Origin of the sequence: Bordetella pertussis 18323, from assembly GCF_000306945.1 — a bacterium.
Classification (GTDB): domain Bacteria; phylum Pseudomonadota; class Gammaproteobacteria; order Burkholderiales; family Burkholderiaceae_B; genus Bordetella; species Bordetella pertussis.
Window position 1 is genome coordinate 1,487,959 of record NC_018518.1, and the last position, 15,994, is coordinate 1,503,952.

General features: G+C 70.0%; 15 protein-coding genes and 3 pseudogenes. 8 read left to right on the forward strand and 10 right to left on the reverse strand.

Features of this window, described 5'->3' with window-relative positions:
- Window positions 1-10 precede the first annotated feature (10 nt).
- Window positions 11-661: a flavodoxin family protein gene (locus BN118_RS07020; protein WP_003816959.1), complete on the reverse strand. Its 651-nt coding sequence runs from the start codon at window positions 659-661 to the stop codon at window positions 11-13.
- A 131-nt stretch (window positions 662-792) separates the two neighbouring features.
- Here BN118_RS07020 and BN118_RS07025 point away from each other — a divergent pair.
- Both BN118_RS07025 and BN118_RS07030 read left to right on the forward strand, forming a co-directional pair.
- Window positions 793-1,717 (forward strand): annotated as a pseudogene (locus tag BN118_RS07025) (LysR substrate-binding domain-containing protein).
- Complete coding sequence (locus BN118_RS07030; RefSeq protein WP_010930766.1) at window positions 1,714-3,009, forward strand: DUF445 domain-containing protein; 1,296 nt, start codon at window positions 1,714-1,716, stop codon at window positions 3,007-3,009. The pseudogene BN118_RS07025 and the gene BN118_RS07030 overlap by 4 nt, the downstream one beginning before the upstream one ends.
- 21 nt (window positions 3,010-3,030) lie before the next feature.
- On the opposite strand, the gene BN118_RS07035 is transcribed toward BN118_RS07030, so the two are convergent.
- Window positions 3,031-3,915, reverse strand: a complete 885-nt coding sequence (locus tag BN118_RS07035) for a LysR substrate-binding domain-containing protein (RefSeq protein WP_010930765.1) — start codon at window positions 3,913-3,915, stop codon at window positions 3,031-3,033.
- A 98-nt stretch (window positions 3,916-4,013) separates the two neighbouring features.
- Here BN118_RS07035 and BN118_RS07040 point away from each other — a divergent pair, with 98 nt between their 5' ends.
- Window positions 4,014-4,889 carry a PhzF family phenazine biosynthesis protein gene (locus tag BN118_RS07040; RefSeq protein WP_014905662.1) on the forward strand — a complete coding sequence of 292 codons (876 nt, stop codon included), beginning with the start codon at window positions 4,014-4,016 and terminating at the stop codon, window positions 4,887-4,889.
- Here the strand turns inward: BN118_RS07040 and BN118_RS07045 are convergent.
- On the reverse strand, window positions 4,879-5,235 hold the full coding sequence (locus tag BN118_RS07045; RefSeq protein ID WP_003816964.1) for a DUF1428 domain-containing protein: 357 nt from the start codon (window positions 5,233-5,235) through the stop codon (window positions 4,879-4,881). The genes BN118_RS07040 and BN118_RS07045 overlap by 11 nt on opposite strands.
- Before the next feature lie 130 nt (window positions 5,236-5,365).
- Between BN118_RS07045 and BN118_RS07050 the strand changes: the two genes are divergently transcribed.
- Window positions 5,366-6,340: a GlxA family transcriptional regulator gene (locus tag BN118_RS07050; RefSeq protein ID WP_010930763.1), complete on the forward strand. Its 975-nt coding sequence runs from the start codon at window positions 5,366-5,368 to the stop codon at window positions 6,338-6,340.
- Between the two features lie 129 nt (window positions 6,341-6,469).
- On the opposite strand, the gene BN118_RS07055 is transcribed toward BN118_RS07050, so the two are convergent.
- Window positions 6,470-6,649 (reverse strand): DUF3008 family protein, encoded by a 180-nt coding sequence (locus BN118_RS07055; protein WP_003812228.1) that lies wholly within the window; start codon window positions 6,647-6,649, stop codon window positions 6,470-6,472.
- Window positions 6,650-6,791: 142 nt separating this feature from the next.
- Here BN118_RS07055 and BN118_RS07060 point away from each other — a divergent pair, with 142 nt between their 5' ends.
- Window positions 6,792-7,271, forward strand: coding sequence for a DUF302 domain-containing protein (locus BN118_RS07060; protein WP_010930762.1), 480 nt, complete (start codon window positions 6,792-6,794; stop codon window positions 7,269-7,271).
- 10 nt (window positions 7,272-7,281) lie between these two features.
- Here the strand turns inward: BN118_RS07060 and BN118_RS07065 are convergent.
- Window positions 7,282-8,118 (reverse strand): annotated as a pseudogene (locus tag BN118_RS07065) (alpha/beta fold hydrolase).
- Between the two features lie 112 nt (window positions 8,119-8,230).
- Here BN118_RS07065 and BN118_RS07070 point away from each other — a divergent pair.
- Both BN118_RS07070 and BN118_RS07075 read left to right on the forward strand, forming a co-directional pair.
- Window positions 8,231-8,602 carry an ArsR/SmtB family transcription factor gene (locus tag BN118_RS07070; protein ID WP_003816971.1) on the forward strand — a complete coding sequence of 124 codons (372 nt, stop codon included), beginning with the start codon at window positions 8,231-8,233 and terminating at the stop codon, window positions 8,600-8,602.
- Entirely contained in the window at window positions 8,599-9,150 is a 552-nt protein-coding gene (locus tag BN118_RS07075; RefSeq protein ID WP_010930760.1) for an SRPBCC family protein, read from the forward strand. Before BN118_RS07070 ends, BN118_RS07075 begins: the two co-directional genes overlap by 4 nt.
- Here BN118_RS07075 and BN118_RS07080 read toward each other — a convergent pair.
- From BN118_RS07080 to BN118_RS07090, 3 genes and pseudogenes are all read right to left on the reverse strand, one after another.
- A pseudogene (locus BN118_RS07080) lies at window positions 9,137-10,825 on the reverse strand (SulP family inorganic anion transporter); the annotation flags it as partial. The gene BN118_RS07075 and the pseudogene BN118_RS07080 overlap by 14 nt on opposite strands.
- Window positions 10,826-10,873: 48 nt before the next feature.
- Complete coding sequence (locus BN118_RS07085; protein ID WP_003816977.1) at window positions 10,874-11,554, reverse strand: GntR family transcriptional regulator; 681 nt, start codon at window positions 11,552-11,554, stop codon at window positions 10,874-10,876.
- Window positions 11,555-11,801: 247 nt separating this feature from the next.
- Complete coding sequence (locus BN118_RS07090; RefSeq protein WP_014905663.1) at window positions 11,802-12,266, reverse strand: hypothetical protein; 465 nt, start codon at window positions 12,264-12,266, stop codon at window positions 11,802-11,804.
- A gap of 169 nt (window positions 12,267-12,435) precedes the next feature.
- Between BN118_RS07090 and BN118_RS07095 the strand changes: the two genes are divergently transcribed.
- Window positions 12,436-13,365 (forward strand): zinc transporter ZIPB, encoded by a 930-nt coding sequence (locus tag BN118_RS07095; RefSeq protein WP_010930758.1) that lies wholly within the window; start codon window positions 12,436-12,438, stop codon window positions 13,363-13,365.
- Window positions 13,366-13,377: 12 nt separating this feature from the next.
- Here BN118_RS07095 and BN118_RS07100 read toward each other — a convergent pair whose 3' ends face one another.
- Together BN118_RS07100 and BN118_RS07105 are read right to left on the reverse strand one after the other, a co-directional pair.
- Window positions 13,378-14,025, reverse strand: a complete 648-nt coding sequence (locus tag BN118_RS07100) for a hypothetical protein (RefSeq protein ID WP_019247659.1) — start codon at window positions 14,023-14,025, stop codon at window positions 13,378-13,380.
- A gap of 73 nt (window positions 14,026-14,098) precedes the next feature.
- Window positions 14,099-15,916 carry an ABC transporter ATP-binding protein gene (locus BN118_RS07105; protein WP_023997035.1) on the reverse strand — a complete coding sequence of 606 codons (1,818 nt, stop codon included), beginning with the start codon at window positions 15,914-15,916 and terminating at the stop codon, window positions 14,099-14,101.
- Window positions 15,917-15,994: the final 78 nt, after the last annotated feature.

A 15,994-nucleotide genomic window follows, 5' to 3' on the forward strand; every position in this document is an offset into this window, starting at 1 on the left:
GGCGCCGCGTTCACGCCGGCGCGCCGGGCCAGACCTGGTGATCGCGCGGGCTGTCGATGCGATAGTCGGAGTAGGGCAGCGACAACAGGTCGTGGCCCAGCCGGTGCGCGGCTTGCAGCGGACGGCGCGGATCGTGCGCCACTTCGCCTCGGCGGTTGCCCGCCCCGTGCACCATGCCGACGAACTGCGAGTGGGTGTAACGCGTGAACTCCTGCAACTGGTGCACGATGCCCAGGGCCGCGCCGGGGTAGGTTTCCTCGGAGGATACGGCCAGCGCCAGCCGCTTGCCCGTCATGCGCCGCAGCACCTCGGCGTGGCGGGGATGGCTGGCCGAGTAATAGGTGAAAGAGCGGTCGAAGAAGGCCTTGGCCTGGGCCGACATGCCGTACCAGTACACCGGCGTGCAGAGCACCACGGCGCGCGCGGGCAGGAAGTGGTCGAAGAACAGTTCGCCGTAGCGGTCGTCGGGGCGCCGCGCATCGGCCTCTTTCTCGTCCGTCAGGAAGCCCGCGATGTAGTCGTCGAGAAACAGCAGCGTGGCGGCGGCGCCGGACTGGCGCGCGCCCTCGGCCACGGCCTGGGCGAGCAGGGCGCTGTTGCCGTCGCGGCGCGGACTGCCGACCAGCACCAGCACGGGGTTGGGGACTTGAGATGAATCCATTTTCATTCCTCGCTAAGCGTATGGGTGGGATGAGCGTTGGTGCATGGAAAATTTACGGCTTGATTGCCTGGCTTGGCGAGTGACGATGCCTGCATTAAGATGAATTGAATTCATCTATCTCGTGGCCCCGCATGTTTCATGATCTACCGCTGGGCGCGCTGCGCGCCTTCGAGGCCGCGGCGCGCCTGCTCAGCTTCAAGGGCGCCGCCGCCGAGCTGCATGTCACGCCCACCGCCGTGTCGCACCAGATCCGCGCGCTCGAGCAGCGGCTGGGCTTTGCGCTGTTCGAGCGCCTGCCGCGCGGGGTGCTGCTGACGCCCAAGGGCGGACGCCTGTTCCAGTGGGTGCATGGCATGCTGCTGGATCTGGCGCAGACGCTGGACGCGCTGCGTCCGCGCCCGAGCACGGGCGGCCTGACGGTGTCGACCACGCATTCGTTTGCCGCGCTGTGGCTGGTGCCGCGGCTGGGGCGCTTCTACCAGGCGCATCCCGGCTACGAGGTGCGGCTGGACGCGACCAGCCGCCTGGTGGATCTGCTGCAGGACGCCAGCGTGGACGTGGCGATCCGCTATGGCGGCGGCGACCGCTCGGGGCGCCACCGCGGCGTGCAGGCCGGGGCCGTGCTGCCCGAGCGCTTCGCCGTCTATGGCGCGCCCGCCGCGGTGGCCAGCGCGGCGCGGCGGCGGCCCGCGCTGATCTCGGTGCAATGGCGCGATTCCACCGTGTACGAGACCGGCTGGCGGCAATGGTGCGAGGCGGCCGGCGTGAGCTGGCTGGCGCGCCGCGCCGCGCAGCTATGAAGAGGAAAACTACGCCCTGCAGGCCGCCATCGCCGGCCAGGGGCTGGTGCTGGCCAGCTCGGCCATGGTGTCCGACAGCGAGGCGCGCGGCCTGCTGGCGTGCTTCCGTCCGGACATCAGCGTGCCCGGGCTGCGCTATACCGCGCTGTCGGCGCCGGGCCGCCAGCGGCACCCGCCGGTGCGCGCCTTCCTGGACTGGCTGGCCGGCGAGTTCGAGAGCGCCGCGGCGCGCAGGCGCCCGGGGCTGGCCCCATGAGCGCGCCGGCCGATCCGCGCCTGGCGCAATTGCGCCGCATGCAGCGCTGGGCGCTGGCGCTGCTGGCGGCCATGATCGCCGGCTTCGTCACCAGCCACCTGATGGGCGGACAGGGCGCCTGGGCCTGGGTACGGGCGTTCTGCGAGGCCGCCACGGTCGGCGCGCTGGCCGACTGGTTTGCCGTGGTGGCGCTGTTTCGCCGCCCGCTGGGGCTGCCGATTCCCCATACCGCCATCATCCCGGCCAACAAGGCGCGTATCGGCGACAACCTGGCGCTGTTCGTGCGCGATCATTTCCTCGATCCCGCGACGCTGCTGGAAAAGCTGCGCGTGTTCGATCCGGCCGCGCGCCTGGGCCATTGGCTGGCCGACCCGCGCCAGACCCGCAGCCTGGGCCAGGGCGCGCGCCAGGTGGCGCTGCAGGCGCTGGACCTGCTCGATGAGCAGGCTGTCAGCCGCGCCATCCAGGGCTTCGCCGTGGCGCAGTTGCGCCGCTGGGACGCGGCGCGCACGGCCGGCGAAGTGCTGGCCCTGCTGACCCGCGACGGCCGCCACCAGGAATTGCTGGACGCCGCGCTGCACCGGCTGGGCGACTACCTCGGCGAAGAGGATATCCGCCAGCGCGCCTCCGCGCTGCTGGTGAAGTTCGCCCGCAAGGAATGGCCGCGCATCATCGCCGCGGTGGATGTCATCGGCTCGGTGGAGGGCATTGCCGACAACCTGGCCGATCGCATGGCGCGTGCCCTGGTCGACGAGCTGCGCGATGTGCTGTCGCGCCCGGATCATCCCGTGCGGCGCAACTACGAGGCGTGGGTGGCCGACTATATCGCGCGGCTGCGCGACGACCCCGAGCTGGCCGGCCAGGTCGAGGCCCTGAAGCAGCGCCTGATCGACGACCCGCGCGTACAGGAGTACGCGCTGGGGCTATGGCGCGACATCCATGCGGTATTGCGGCGCGACCTGGAGGCCGAGGATTCGGCGCTGGCGCGCCACCTGGAGGACGCCCTGCAGGCGCTGGGCCAACGGCTGTCGCGCGACCCCGAGCTGCGCCGGGCGGTCAACGAGCATGTGCTGGACAGCGCGCGCAAGCTGACCGACAGCCTGCGCAGCGGCGTGACCGAGCATATCTCGCGTACCGTCAAGAACTGGGACGAGCGCCACCTGGTGCGCGAACTCGAACTGAGCGTGGGCCGCGACCTGCAGTACATCCGCTTCAACGGGACGCTGGTGGGCGGGTTGATCGGCCTGGCCCTGCATGCCGGCGTGCTGCTGGTGCAGCGGGCCGGCGGCTGAGCCGGCGCGACGCGGGCGCACTCAGGCGGCGGCCGCGTAAGCCGGCCGGCGCTCCTGGTAGGCCTGGCGAATATGGCGCGCCATTTCCTCGACGGCCTGTGAGCGCTCGCCGGGTGCGATGTACAGATTGATGGCGTAGTCGGGCAGGGCCGGCAGGCCGCTGGCCGCGTCGAGCACCTGCAGGTCGGCGGGGGCCACCGACAGCAGGCTGGCTGTGACCGCCAGGTCCAGGCGCACGGTGGTCAACGTGGCGTCGGCATTGCCGTTCTCGAATACGCTGCGCCAGGGAATGCGTCCGCCGTCCAGCGCGTCGGCCAGCACCGGCCGGAAGGCGCAGGCATCGCTGACCAGCGAGACCGGCAACGGGTTCTTGCGCCACGCCTGGCCGCCCGGGGCGGCCAGCCACACCACGCGGTCGACGGCCAGGCGCTCGCCGCCCGCCGCCGCGCCGATGGGTTCCTCGGCCAGCGTCAAGTCCAGCTTGCGGCGCCGCACCTGCTCCAGCAGTTCGGGCGAGGTCGCCGAGATCAGCGAAATGTCCACATCGGGATAGCGCAGCGAATAGGCGCGCAGCAGGCCCGGCAAGTGCGTGCCGATCAGGTCGTGCGGCACCCCCAGCCGCACCGCGCCGACGCAGCCGGCGCCGGTCATGTGCTGCATCAGTTCGTCGTTCAGGCGCACCATTTCGCGCGCGCGGCCCAGCAGGCGCGCGCCGTCGCCGGTCAGCGCCGCGCCGCTGCGGCGCCGTTCCAGCAGGGTGCGGCCGAACAGGGCCTCCAGCCGCTGCAACTGCTGGCTGACCGCGCTCTGGGTCAGGTGCAGCAGGGCGGCGGCGGCGGTCAGGCTGCCGGTATCGTGGACGGCCAGGAAGGCGCGCAGCAGCGCGGTGTCGATATTGCGGCTCATGATTTATTAGGATTCGTGATACTGGGGATTATAAGAATTCGATATCCTAAATTGATGCGTGTGGCTATCGTACCTCTCATCGCTTTGTGGAGATAGCCATGCAAACCACGACATCCCTGATTGCCTCGGTGCGGCGCATCGCCGCCTTTTCCGACGGCGCGCGCGGCGGCAACCCGGCCGGCGTCCATGTGGCCGAGGTGCTGCCCGACGCCATGACCATGCAGCAGATGGCCGCCGAGATCGGCTATTCCGAAACCGTGTTCGCCGCGCCGGCCTATGGCGGCTGGCGGGTACGCTATTTCGCGCCGGAAGCGGAAGTGCCATTCTGCGGCCACGCCACGATCGCGCTGGGCGCCGTGCTGGCCGAGCAGGAGGGCGACGGCGTGTTCGCCCTGACGACCAACCATGCCAACATAACGGTGGAGGGGCGCCGCCAGGGCGGCCTGTACAGCGCCGCGCTGCAATCGCCGCGCACGCGCAGCGCGCCCTTGGAGGCGGCCGTGCGCGACGAGGCGCTGGCCCTGTTCGGCTACACGCCCGCCGACCTCGACAGCCGGCTGCCGCCCGCCTACGCCGAGGCCGGCGCCGCCCACCTGATCCTGCCGCTGAACAGCCGCGAGCGCCTGGCGGCGATGCGCTACGACCTGGCCGCCGGCCGCGCTTTCATGAAGCGCACGGGCGTGGTGACGATCGCCTGGGTCCACGCCGAGTCGGCCACGCTGCTGCACGCGCGCAATGCATTTGCGGCCGGCGGCGTGTACGAGGATCCGGCAACCGGGGCGGCCGCCGCCGCGCTGGCTGGCCATCTGCGCGACAGCGGCTGGCTGCGCGCCGGGGCCATCGAGATCCTGCAGGGCTTCGACATGGGCGTGCCGGCGCGCCTGCGGGCCGAGTACGGCCCCGAGCCGGGCAGTTCGGTGCGGGTGGCCGGCACGGCGCACGCGCTGGCGCGCCAGCCCGCCCTCATAGATTGACCAGCGTCTTGAACCCGCCGTAGGCCATGCGCTTGCAATCGAACACGCCGTCGACGCACTGCTCCTTCAGGCGCGGGTCGGCCATGACCGCCGCATTGATGCGGTCGCGCTCGGCCCGGCTCGGGTAGACGATCCAGGCGAACACCACGGTTTCGCCCTCGCGCGCCGCGGCCGAGGTCTTGAACGACACCATGCCTTCGATGTCCAGGTCGTCGCCCGTGCATTCGCAATAGGCCAGCGCGCCATGCTCTTTCCAGATCGCGCCGGCCTTGGTGGCCATCTGCCGGTAGGTGTCCAGCTTGTCGTTGGGCACCGACAGCAGGAAACCGTCTACGTATTGATCCATGGCACTGCTCCTGGGTGGCAGGGGCCCCGCGGCCCCCTGGTTGGAATTGGCACTGTAGCGGGAAAGCAGGGGGTTGCCGACGGGGGATTGCGACATTGTTGCGGGTGGATCGCGACAGGCTGGCCGCAGTATGCTGGGCGCTATGAAACGTCTTGCCCTGCTGGTGCCCGAACGGGCCAACATCGCATCGCTCGAGAACGCCCGCCAGGGGTTTCTGGCGGCCAACGGCTTCTTGCGCGAGCGCGGCCGCGCGCCGAGCTTCGACGTGCGCCTGGTGGCGGCCACGCCGCAGGTGCGGCTGGATCACGGCCGCATCACCGTGCAGGCCGACACCGTGCTCGAGGCGGTGGGCGAGGTCGACCTGTGCGTCGTGCCGCCGATCCAGGGCGATCCGCAGCCGGCGCTGCAGGAGAACGGCGCATTGATCGACTGGCTGGCCGGCTACTACAAGAACGGCGGCGAGGTCGCCAGCCTGTGCGTGGGCGCCGCGCTGCTGGCCGCCGGCGGCGTGCTCGACGGACAGCGCGCGGTGGTGCATTGGGCGGCGCAGAGCGACTTCGGCCGCCTGTTTCCGGCGGTGCGCTGGGTCAGCGACCGGGTCGTGCTGGAGGCCAACGGCATCTACACCAGCGGCGGCGCGTTCTCGGCCGCGCACCTGGTGCTGCACCTGGTCGACAAGTACACCGATCGCGAGACGGCGATCTGGTGCGCCAAGCTGTTCCAGCTGGACTGGAGCCGCCAGAGCCAATTGCCGTTCGTGGTGTTCGTGGGGCAGAAAACGCATGGCGATGGGGTGGTGCGGCAAGTGCAGGAGCACATCGAGGCCAACTACACCGAGCGCCTGACCGTGGAGCAACTGGCGCAGCGCGTGGCGCTGGGCCGGCGCACGCTGGAGCGGCGCTTTCGCCATGCCACCGGCAACAGCATCGTCGAGTACGTGCAGCGCATCCGCATCGAGGCGGCCAAGAAGCAGCTCGAAAGCTCGCGCAAATCGGTCGCCGAAGTGATGTACGAGGTCGGCTACAACGACACCAAGGCCTTTCGCGACATCTTCAACAAGTACTGCGGCATGTCGCCGCTGATGTACAAGGAAAGATACCTATGACACAGGAGCCTGTCCCGACGGGGACAGGCTCCTGCCGAATCCTTCCGTACGCCGGGGTGCCTGTCCTCGTCGGGACAGGCACCCTTGCCGCAGGTGTCGCTGCCCATGCGGGGACGGTCTCCCGGAGAGTCACTTATGGTACGGCTTGCCCTTGCGGGCGGTGCCGGCCATGTGTTCGAGCTCGCGCTCGCTCATCGAGTCGTACATGTCGCGCGAGGCGCCCTTGAGGTCGCTCACCCTGGATTCGCCGCGCTTGGCCGCGAGCGCCGCGCCGGCGGCCATTTGCTGGGCTTTGGATTTGGCTGGCATGATGTACCTCCTTCCAGAAATGTCGATGCGGGAACGGTGATTTCAGCGTAGCAACTCCGAGCAAGGGGAGCTGCAACGAGGGGTAGCAGCGTGCAAGATGCGATGTCCCGCGTTTCCGGGTCGTTTCTTCAGGAGTTCCCGCATGCAGATTTCCCGCCGTTTTCCGCTCCTGGCCCGCCGCGCCGCTCTGGCGCTATGCCTGGCCGGCGCCGTCCAGGCCCATGCCCAGGAGGCCGCCGTGCAACGCAAGAGCGATTACCCCTTTGCCGCCACCGTGGCGCGCCTGCAGGATGCCTTGCGCGCCAAGGGAATGACGATCTTCGCGGTCATCGACCACCAGGCCGCCGCGAAGCAGGCGGAGCTGGACATGCCGCCGACCCAGGTGGTGGTGTACGGCAATCCCAAGGCCGGCACGCCGCTCATGCTGGCCGCGCCCGATTTCGCGCTGGAGCTGCCCTTGAAAGTGCTGGTGCGCGAGACCGCCTCGGGCGAGGTGCTGGTGGTCTACCATCCGGCCGGCACGCGCGAGGGCATGCTGGGCCTGCCCGCCGGGATGGCGCAGCAACTGGCCGGCGCCGAGCGCATCGTCGACGCCGCGGTGCGGCGCGCGCCGGCCGACTGAGCCGGGCGCGTCACGCCGGGCGCCGCAGCCCGCCCACGAATCCGGCCAGCGCGCGCGTCACCAGCTCGGGCTGGTCCTTGTGCGGCGAGTGGCCGCAGTCCTGGATTTCCAGCAGGCGGGTCTGCGGCGCCAGGCGGCGGATGCCGCGGATCTGTTCCAGCGTGCCGTATTCGTCGTCCACGCCCTGCATGGCCAGCACCGGGCAGGTGATGGCCGGCAGGTAGGCCTCGATGTTCCATTGCCGGAAGGCCGGGTCCAGCCAGGTGTCGGTCCACGATGCGAAGGTCGAATCGACATCGTCGTGGTAGCGGGCCAGGCGGTCGCGCAGCGTGGTTTCGCGGTAGGCGCGCAGCGCCACCGCGATGTTGGCGACGGTAATGTCCTCGACGTAGATGTGCGGCGCGGCTACCGCGATCCCGGCCACGGCGTCCGGGCACAAGGCGGCATAGAGCAGCGCAATGCTGGCGCCGTCGCTGTGGTCGAACAGGACCGGCTTGTCGCGCCGCGCGTCGATGCCCAGCGCCGCGAACAGCGCGGGCAGGGCTTGCGCGGCCTGCTGGTGCAGGTAGTCGATGGGCCGGCTCTCATCCAGCGGACGGACGGTCGAGCGGCCGTAGCCGTAGCGCGAATAAACCAGCCCGCGGCATCCGGCCGCATCGCAGACGCGCCGCGGTCAGTCGCGCCACATGGCCAGCGACCCCAGCCCTTCGTGCAGGAATACCAGCAGGGGGGCATCGCGCCGCTCAGGCGCGAGCAGCGCATACTCGATGCGCATGGGACGGTCGGCGTAATGCACGTCGGCGTATTGCGCGGGCGCGGCGGCGGAAGAGCGGGCGGGCGGCGTCATGGCAGGGTTTTCCGGTGCTGAGGCTTGCGCTCCATTGTGCCAGTGCCGCCGCGGTTACAAAAAACATAACCATTTGGTTGAATAAGACGGCGGGTTTCTCTAATATAACCAAATGGTTGAATATCAAGCTCCCGCCCTGGACCGCGTCTTTCACGCCCTGTCCGACCCCACGCGCCGCGCGATGCTGCGCCGCCTGGCCGACGGGGAACACAATATCCGCGCGCTGGCCGCGCCGTTCGCCATGTCGTTCACGGCCGCCTCCAAGCACCTGAAGGTGCTGGAAAGCGCCGGGCTGGTCAGCCGCCGCGTGCAGGGGCGCTCGCACCTGTGCCGCATCGATGCCGCGCCGCTGGCCGCCATCGACGCGTGGCTGAAGTTCTACGAGCGCTTCTGGAATGCCAGGCTGGACATGCTGGAGACCTTGCTGCGCGCCGACGCGGCATCGTCCGTTCCCTCCCACCCCGACCAGGACCCGACTCCATGACCTCCCCATCTTCTGCTTCCCCCGATGGCCACGGCGCGCGCCTGGACGCGCAAAGTATCCGCTTCGAGCGGCTGCTGCCCGGGCCCATCGAACGCGTCTGGGCCTGGCTGGCCGACGCCGACAAGCGCGCGCGCTGGCTGGCCGGCGGCGAATTGCCGCGGCAGCCCGGACAGACCTTCGAGCTGCATTTCAATCACGCCGCGCTGACGGCCGAAACCGCGCCGGCGCGCTACGCGCAATACGACCGGCCCATCGTCGCGCACCACACGCTGCTGCGCTGCGAGCCGCCGCGCGTGCTGGCGCTGACGTGGGGCGGCGCCGCCGGCGAGGCGCCGTCCGAGGTGTTGTTCGAGCTGAGCGAGGCCGGCGAGCAGGTGCGCCTGGTGCTGACCCACACCCGGCTGGCCGACCGCGCCGCGATGCTGGATGTGGCGGGCGGCTGGCATGCGCACCTGGCGGTGCTGGCCGGCAAGCTGGCCGGACAGGCGCCGCCGCCGTTCTGGACCACGCTGGCGCAGGCCGAGCAGGACTACGAGCAGCGCCTGTAGCGGCCGGCGCGCGGCAGGACAGCACCGCGTCCTCGAAGCGGTCGAATACATTGTCGGCGCCGGCCAGGCCCACCAGGCCGGCCCGATGCAGCTTGGCCTTGACCCGCGGGTTGGCGCCGCTGAGGATGACCCGCACGCCGCGGCGCTGCAGGTCGGTGATGACCTCTTCGAGCGCCTGCAGGCCGGTGATGTCGATGAACGGCACCCAGCGCAGGCGGATGATGAGCGTGCGCGGATCGGTGTGCGTGGCCGCCAGGGCGCGCTCGAAGTTCTCGGCGGCGCCGAAGAACAGCGGCCCTTCGACCGCGTAGACCAGCACGTCGTCCGGCAGCGGCCCGTAGCCGCGGTGGCCCAGTTCGTCGCCCAGCTCGGCCGGGCTCTGCGCCTGCACTTGCACGCTGGACGCCATGCGCCGCAGGAAGTGCAGGATGGCGATCACCACGCCGATGTTGACCGCCACCACCAGGTCGGCGAACACGGTCAGCACGAAGGTGACCAGCAGGATGGCGACGTCGGCGCGCGGCGCGCGCTTGATCATCCTGACGAAGTGAGGCGCGTCGCTCATGTTCCAGGCCACCACGAACAGGATGGCGGCCAGCGCGGCCAGCGGCACGTTTTCGGCCAGCGGCGCCAGCAGCAGCACCATCAGCAGCAGGGTGATGCAATGCACGACCCCGGCCAGCGGGCTGGTGCCGCCGTTGCGGATGTTGGTGGCCGTGCGCGCGATGGCGCCGGTGGCGGCAAAGCCGCCGAACAGCGGCGCGACGATATTGGCCAGGCCCTGGCCGACCAGTTCCTGGTTGGAATCGTGGCGGGTGCCGGCCATGCCGTCGGCCACCACGGCCGACAGCAGGGATTCGATGGCGCCCAGCATGGCGATGGCGAAAGCCGGGCCGATCAATTCGATGACGCGCGACACGGTGATCTCGGGCCACTGCCAGCTGGGCAGGCCCTGCGGAATGCCGCCGAAAGCGCTGCCTATGGTGGCTACGCCGTCCAGGCCCAGCGCGGCCTGCAGCGTGGTGGCCACCACGAGCGCCACCAGCGGACCGGGCACGCGGCGCAGGTAGGGCAAGCGGTTGTTCAGCAGCAGCAGCGCCAGCGACAGCGCGGCCAGTGCGGTGGTGGCCAGGTGCAGCTGCGGCAGGCTGTGCACGAGCTGCCACAGTTTTTCATGGAAGTGCGTGCCGGCCGGGGAGGGCAGGCCGAAGAAATCCTTCCATTGGCCTACCCAGATGATGACGCCGATCCCGGCGGTGAAGCCCACGATGACCGGCGCTGGGATGTACTTGATGATGGCCCCCAGCCGGGCCGCGCCCAGCGCCAGCAGGATGCAGCCGGCCATCAGGGTGGCCAGCTGCAGGCCCGCCACGCCATGCTGGGCGGTGATGCCGGCCAGGATGACGATGAAGGCGCCGGTGGGGCCGGCAATCTGTACGCGGCTGCCGCCGCACAGCGAGACCAGCAGGCCCGCCACGATGGCGGTGTACAGGCCTTGTTCGGGTTTGGCGCCGCTGGCGATGGCAAAGGCCATGGCCAGCGGCAGCGCCACGACCCCTACGATCAGGCCGGAGACAATATTGGGCAGCCAATGGGCGCGTCGCAGCAGGCCGGCGCGCTTGGCTTCGAGCAGGGCGATCACACGAAGGTCCAGGCAGGCAACAGAATGCGGCATAGTAGCCCTTCGCGCACGCTTGGGCCATGATCCGGCGCAAATGGCCGCTCAACTGAGCAGGGCGGCCACCAGATCGCGGTTGGGCGCGGGCGCGCCGTCGAAGTCCAGCGCGGTCTGCAGATGCAGCAGGTGCTCGTCCATCAGGGCGCAGGCGCGCTCGGCGTCGCCGTCGCGCGCGGCCGCCAGGAAGGCGTAGTGTTCCTGCGACGAGCAACTGGCGTCGTGGGCGCTCTGGTACATCACCGTGATGACGGCGGTGCGCGCCAGCAGTTCGTGCAGCATGGCGGTGAGCACCGAGTTGCCGACGATCTCGGCCAGCTGCAGGTGAAAGCCGGCCAGCAGCTGATTGCGCCGCTGCACGTCGCCCTCGTGGATGGCTTCGCGTTCCTGGTGCAGATGCTGTTCGAGCCGTTCGTAGTCCTGCGGCGCGGCGCAGGCGACGAACTCGCGCGCCAGCGCGGCCTCCAGGATGCGCCGCACGGCATAGACCTCGCGCGCTTCGTGGGCGTCCGGCTTGCTGACGAAGGCGCCCTTGTCGGGCACGATCTGGATCAGCTTGTCCTTGGACAGCATCAGCAAGGCCGCCCGGATCTTGGTGCGGCTGACCTTGTACACGCTGGCCAGCGCTTCCTCGCGCAGGCGCGTGCCCGGCGGCAGGCGGTGCGACACGATGGCCGCGGCGATCGCCTGGGAGATGCCCTCGGCGCTGAGGTCGGTGGAGCTGCGCATCGTCGGTGCTCCTCACATGCGCAGCGCGCGAGGCGTATGCGCATCAGGAATGGGCCTGGACACCCGGGGCCCGGGGGCTCGCGCTCGGCGAGCGGCCCGCGCCGCCAGGAAAGCCGCCATCGCCCGGGCCGCCGCCCGGCATGGGCCGGGCGGCGGTTCGAAGGACGAAGGATGTTGCTATTAAACGTGATAGCCCAAAATTTGTGTACAAATTTGTCGTGCGCCGGCCCGGAGTGTGGCGCGCCCGCTAATTCCACACGTAGCCGTGATTGGCATCGAAAGCGGCGTAGCCGTCGGCGCAGCGGTACAGCCGGTAGCGGCCGGCCGCACCGTCCTGGTGCAGGGAAGCCGGCCAGCCCGGCAAGGCCAGGGCCGGCGACGGCAGCCGGCCGCTGGCCGGCGCGCAGCCGGGCGGCTCGATGCGGGCGCCGTCGGGCAGCACGAAGCGGGCCGCGCGGCGGTTGGTGTCGAGGTCGTGCGCCTCGGTGATGGCGCCGGTGCGCGCGGGCAGCCATGCCGGCAGCCAGCCGCGTTGTATCGCGCCGGCCGCGCGCGCCTCGTCGAGGTCGCGGTATTGCGTTTGCACGGCATCGGAGCAGGCGGCAAGCAGCAGAGGCAGGATCAGGACCAGGGGCAGGGCGTACGCCCGGGCAGGCAGCGAGGTTGGCATGGCAGGCAACGGGGCAGTGGCGTGACGGGTACGAGTGTGCAACAGGCCCGCACCGCCATCCAGCGGCCATTCTCAATGGTTGTCGGTGGAAATATCCCTGCCTGCGCGGCGCGCCGATACCGCGGCTCAATCGGCGCGATTGAAAAGCATGCCTTGGGACCGGCCGCGGGGGTCTGGCAATATACCCATACCTCCGTCACGGGCCATCGCCATGAATCAACCCTCGTCGCTTGCCGCCGACCTGCGCGGCGCCTGGCACGCGCAGGCGCAGTCGCATCCCCTGATCACCCTCGGGTTGGCCGCCTCGGCCGCCGGCGTGGTCTTGCTGCTGGTCGCGGGCATCGTCAACGCGCTGACCGGCGAGAACCGCGTCCACGTGGGCTACGCGGTGCTGGGCGGCACGGCGGGCTTCGCCGCCACGGCGCTGGGCGCGCTGATGGCCCTGGGGCTGCGCGCGATCTCGGCCCGCACGCAGGACGCGATGCTGGGTTTTGCCGCCGGCATGATGCTGGCGGCCAGCGCGTTCTCGCTGATCCTGCCTGGCCTGGACGCGGCCGGGACCATCGTGGGCCCGGGGCCGGCCGCCGCGGCGGTGGTGGCCCTGGGCCTGGGGCTGGGCGTGCTGCTGATGCTGGGCCTGGACTACTTCACGCCGCACGAGCACGAACGCACCGGCCACCAGGGGCCCGAGGCGGCGCGCGTCAATCGCGTCTGGCTGTTCGTGCTGACCATCATCCTGCACAACCTGCCCGAGGGCATGGCCATCGGCGTCAGCTTCGCCACCGGCGACCTGCGCATCGGCCTGCCGCTGACCTCGGCCATCGCCATCCAGGACATCCCCGAAGGGCTGGCGGTCGCGCTGGCGCTGCGCGCGGTCGGCCTGCCCATCGGGCGCGCCGTGCTGGTGGCGGTGGCGTCGGGGCTGATGGAGCCGCTGGGCGCGCTGGTGGGCGTGGGCATTTCCAGCGGCTTTGCGCTGGCGTATCCGATCAGCATGGGCCTGGCCGCCGGGGCGATGATCTTCGTGGTCTCGCACGAAGTGATTCCCGAGACGCATCGCAACGGGCATGAGACCATCGCCACGGTGGGCCTGATGGCCGGTTTCGCGGTGATGATGTTCCTGGATACCGCGCTGGGCTGAAGCCGCGGGGCGTCAGCCGCGCCCGGCCAGGCAGGCCGACAGGGCGCGCTGGTACGAGTCGACCGAAACGCCGGTGGTCCAGGCCGAGGGCGTGGCCGGATCGTAGCCGCTCTGATTCATGGCTTCGCGCCGGCAGGCCGCCTCGCCGGTCGGCTGGCGGCTGGCGGTGCGTGCGATGCCGGCGCCTTGCGGGGCCACCGGGTAGCCGGCCACCGTGCCATCATCGTAGGCTGGCTGGCCATGGCCGGCCGGCGCGTAACCGGCGTCGTCGTAGGCCGTGGGCGGGTCGTAGCTGGGCGGGTCGTACACCGTGCTGTCGTAGGGGCTGGCCGCGTAACCGCCGGGGGTGGTGTAGGTGATGCCGCCGGCGCTGTACTGCGCGGCCGGCGCGTAGCTGGGCTGCGAACTGACGGCGAGGTAGGTGCCGGCCGCCACCAGCGCCAGCGCGCCGGCGATCCACCAGCCATCGGATGAACTGCCGTGCGAGTGGCCGTAGCCGCCGTAGTACCCATGGTGGCCGTGGTGGCCGCCGCCGGCCACCGCCTGGCCGCAGGCCGCCGCCATCATCAGCGCGGCGCCGGCCAACTGTAAACGTCTGGACTTCATGTCTTGCTCCCGAACCGCCCGGTGGGCGCGCAACGGCGCGCGCAGGAACGGCATTGATACTGTAACGGCTGGCGCGCGGGCGGAGCGCACGAAAGTGGTGTCCAGACGTTAGGCCGGTTTCAGCCGGTCACAGCAGCGATACGCCGGCTTCGGGGCCGCGGCCGGCGGTATCGGGCTCGGACTGCGGTTCGGGGGCGCGTACGGCCGGCCGTTCGCCGATCTGCTGGCGCCACATGGCGTAATACAGGCCCTTGCCGGCCAGCAGTTCGGCGTGGCTGCCTTGCTCGACCACGCGGCCTTTCTCCAGGACGAAGATGGTGTCGGCGTGCATGATGGTGGACAGCCGGTGGGCGATCAGGATGGTGATCTGGCCGGCGCGCCGGGACACGTCGCGGATCGTCTGGGTGATCTGCTCTTCGGTCAGCGAGTCCAGCGCCGAGGTGGCTTCGTCGAAGATCAGCAGCCGGGGCTGGCGCACCAGCGCGCGGGCGATGGACAGGCGCTGCCGTTCCCCGCCCGACAGTTTGACGCCGCCTTCGCCGATGGTCGTGTCCAGTCCGGCGGGCGAGCGCGCCAGCACGTTGGCGCAGGACGCCTGGCGCATGGCGGCGACGATTTCCTCGTCGGTGACATCGGGCTTGACCAGCTGCATGTTCTCGCGCAGCGTGCCGGAGAAAAGATGGGTTTCCTGCGTGACGAAGCCGATCTGGCGCCGGGTCGGATTGAAGCGCAGGTCGCGCGTCGAGACGTCGTTGTAATAGACTTCGCCGTGGTCGGGCGCATACAGGCCCACCAGCAGCTTGAACAGGGTGGATTTGCCCGAGCCCGACGGCCCCACGAAGGCCACGGTGTCGCCCAGGCGCGCCTCGAACGACACGCCGTCCAGCGCGTTCTCGGCGGCGCCCTGGTGGCGGAACCGCACCTCGCCGAAGCGCACGCGCTGGATCGGTCCGCTGTCCTGCGCCGATTCGGGATTGCGTTCGACCGGCCGGGCCATCAGGGCGGCGTAGTGGTTCAGCGAGGCGTCGGCCTCGCGGTACGCGAGGATGAGGTTACCCAGTTCCTGCAAGGGCGCGAAGATCGCGACCGAGATGAACTGCATGGCGATCAGTTCCCCGGTGCTCAGCACGTCGCGCAAGATCAGCCACAGGAGGGCAAACAGCACCGACAGCTTGAGCACGCTGAGTATCATGCCCTGCAGGAACGACAGCAGGCGGATGCGTTTGATCTTCTGCATTTCGAGCGCGAAGATCTGCTGGGTCTGCGCCTGCAGGCGGCGGATCTCGGGGTAGGTCAGGCCCAGGCTCTTGATCAGTTCGATGTTGCGCAGCGACTCGGTGATGAAGCCCGAGTTGCGGTTGGTTTCGCGCATGATGGAGCGTTGCTGGCTGCGGATCTGGCGGCTGAGCAGCCCGGTCAGCCCGCCCAGCAGCAGCACGCCGACGAAGAACACCGGTACCAGCAGCCAGTGGCGCGTGACCGAGTACCAGCACAGGAAGGCCACGCCGACGCCGGCGGCGAACGCCGTGTTGATGAAGGCATTGATGAAGCGTTCGCTGTCGCTGCGCACTTTCTGCAGCAGCGACAGCGTTTCGCCGCTGCGCAGCTCCTCGAATTCCTGGAAGCGCAGCCGCATGACCTGGCGCAGGCCATCATTGAAGATCTGCGTGCCCAGTTTCTGCACCACCAGGCGCGTGACGTATTCCTGCAATGCCTTGGCCAGCCGCGACAGTATCGCCACGGCCAGCGCCAGCGCCAGCAGGCCCAGCACGCCGGCGAGCAACTGGTCGCCGGTCTTGCCGGCGCGGCCGATGGCGTATTCGTCGATGATGCGGCCGAAGATGATGGGGTCGATCAGCGCCAGCACCTGGCTGGCGGCGGCCAGCAGCAAGGCCAGCAGCGCCAGGCCGCCATGGGGCCGCAGGTAGGTCCAGAGCATGCGCATTGTCGGGGTCTCGCGGGCGAAAGCGGGCCCCCAGTATCCCGGCAAGCGGGGCGCGGCGCAACGGCGGGCGCGCGGCGG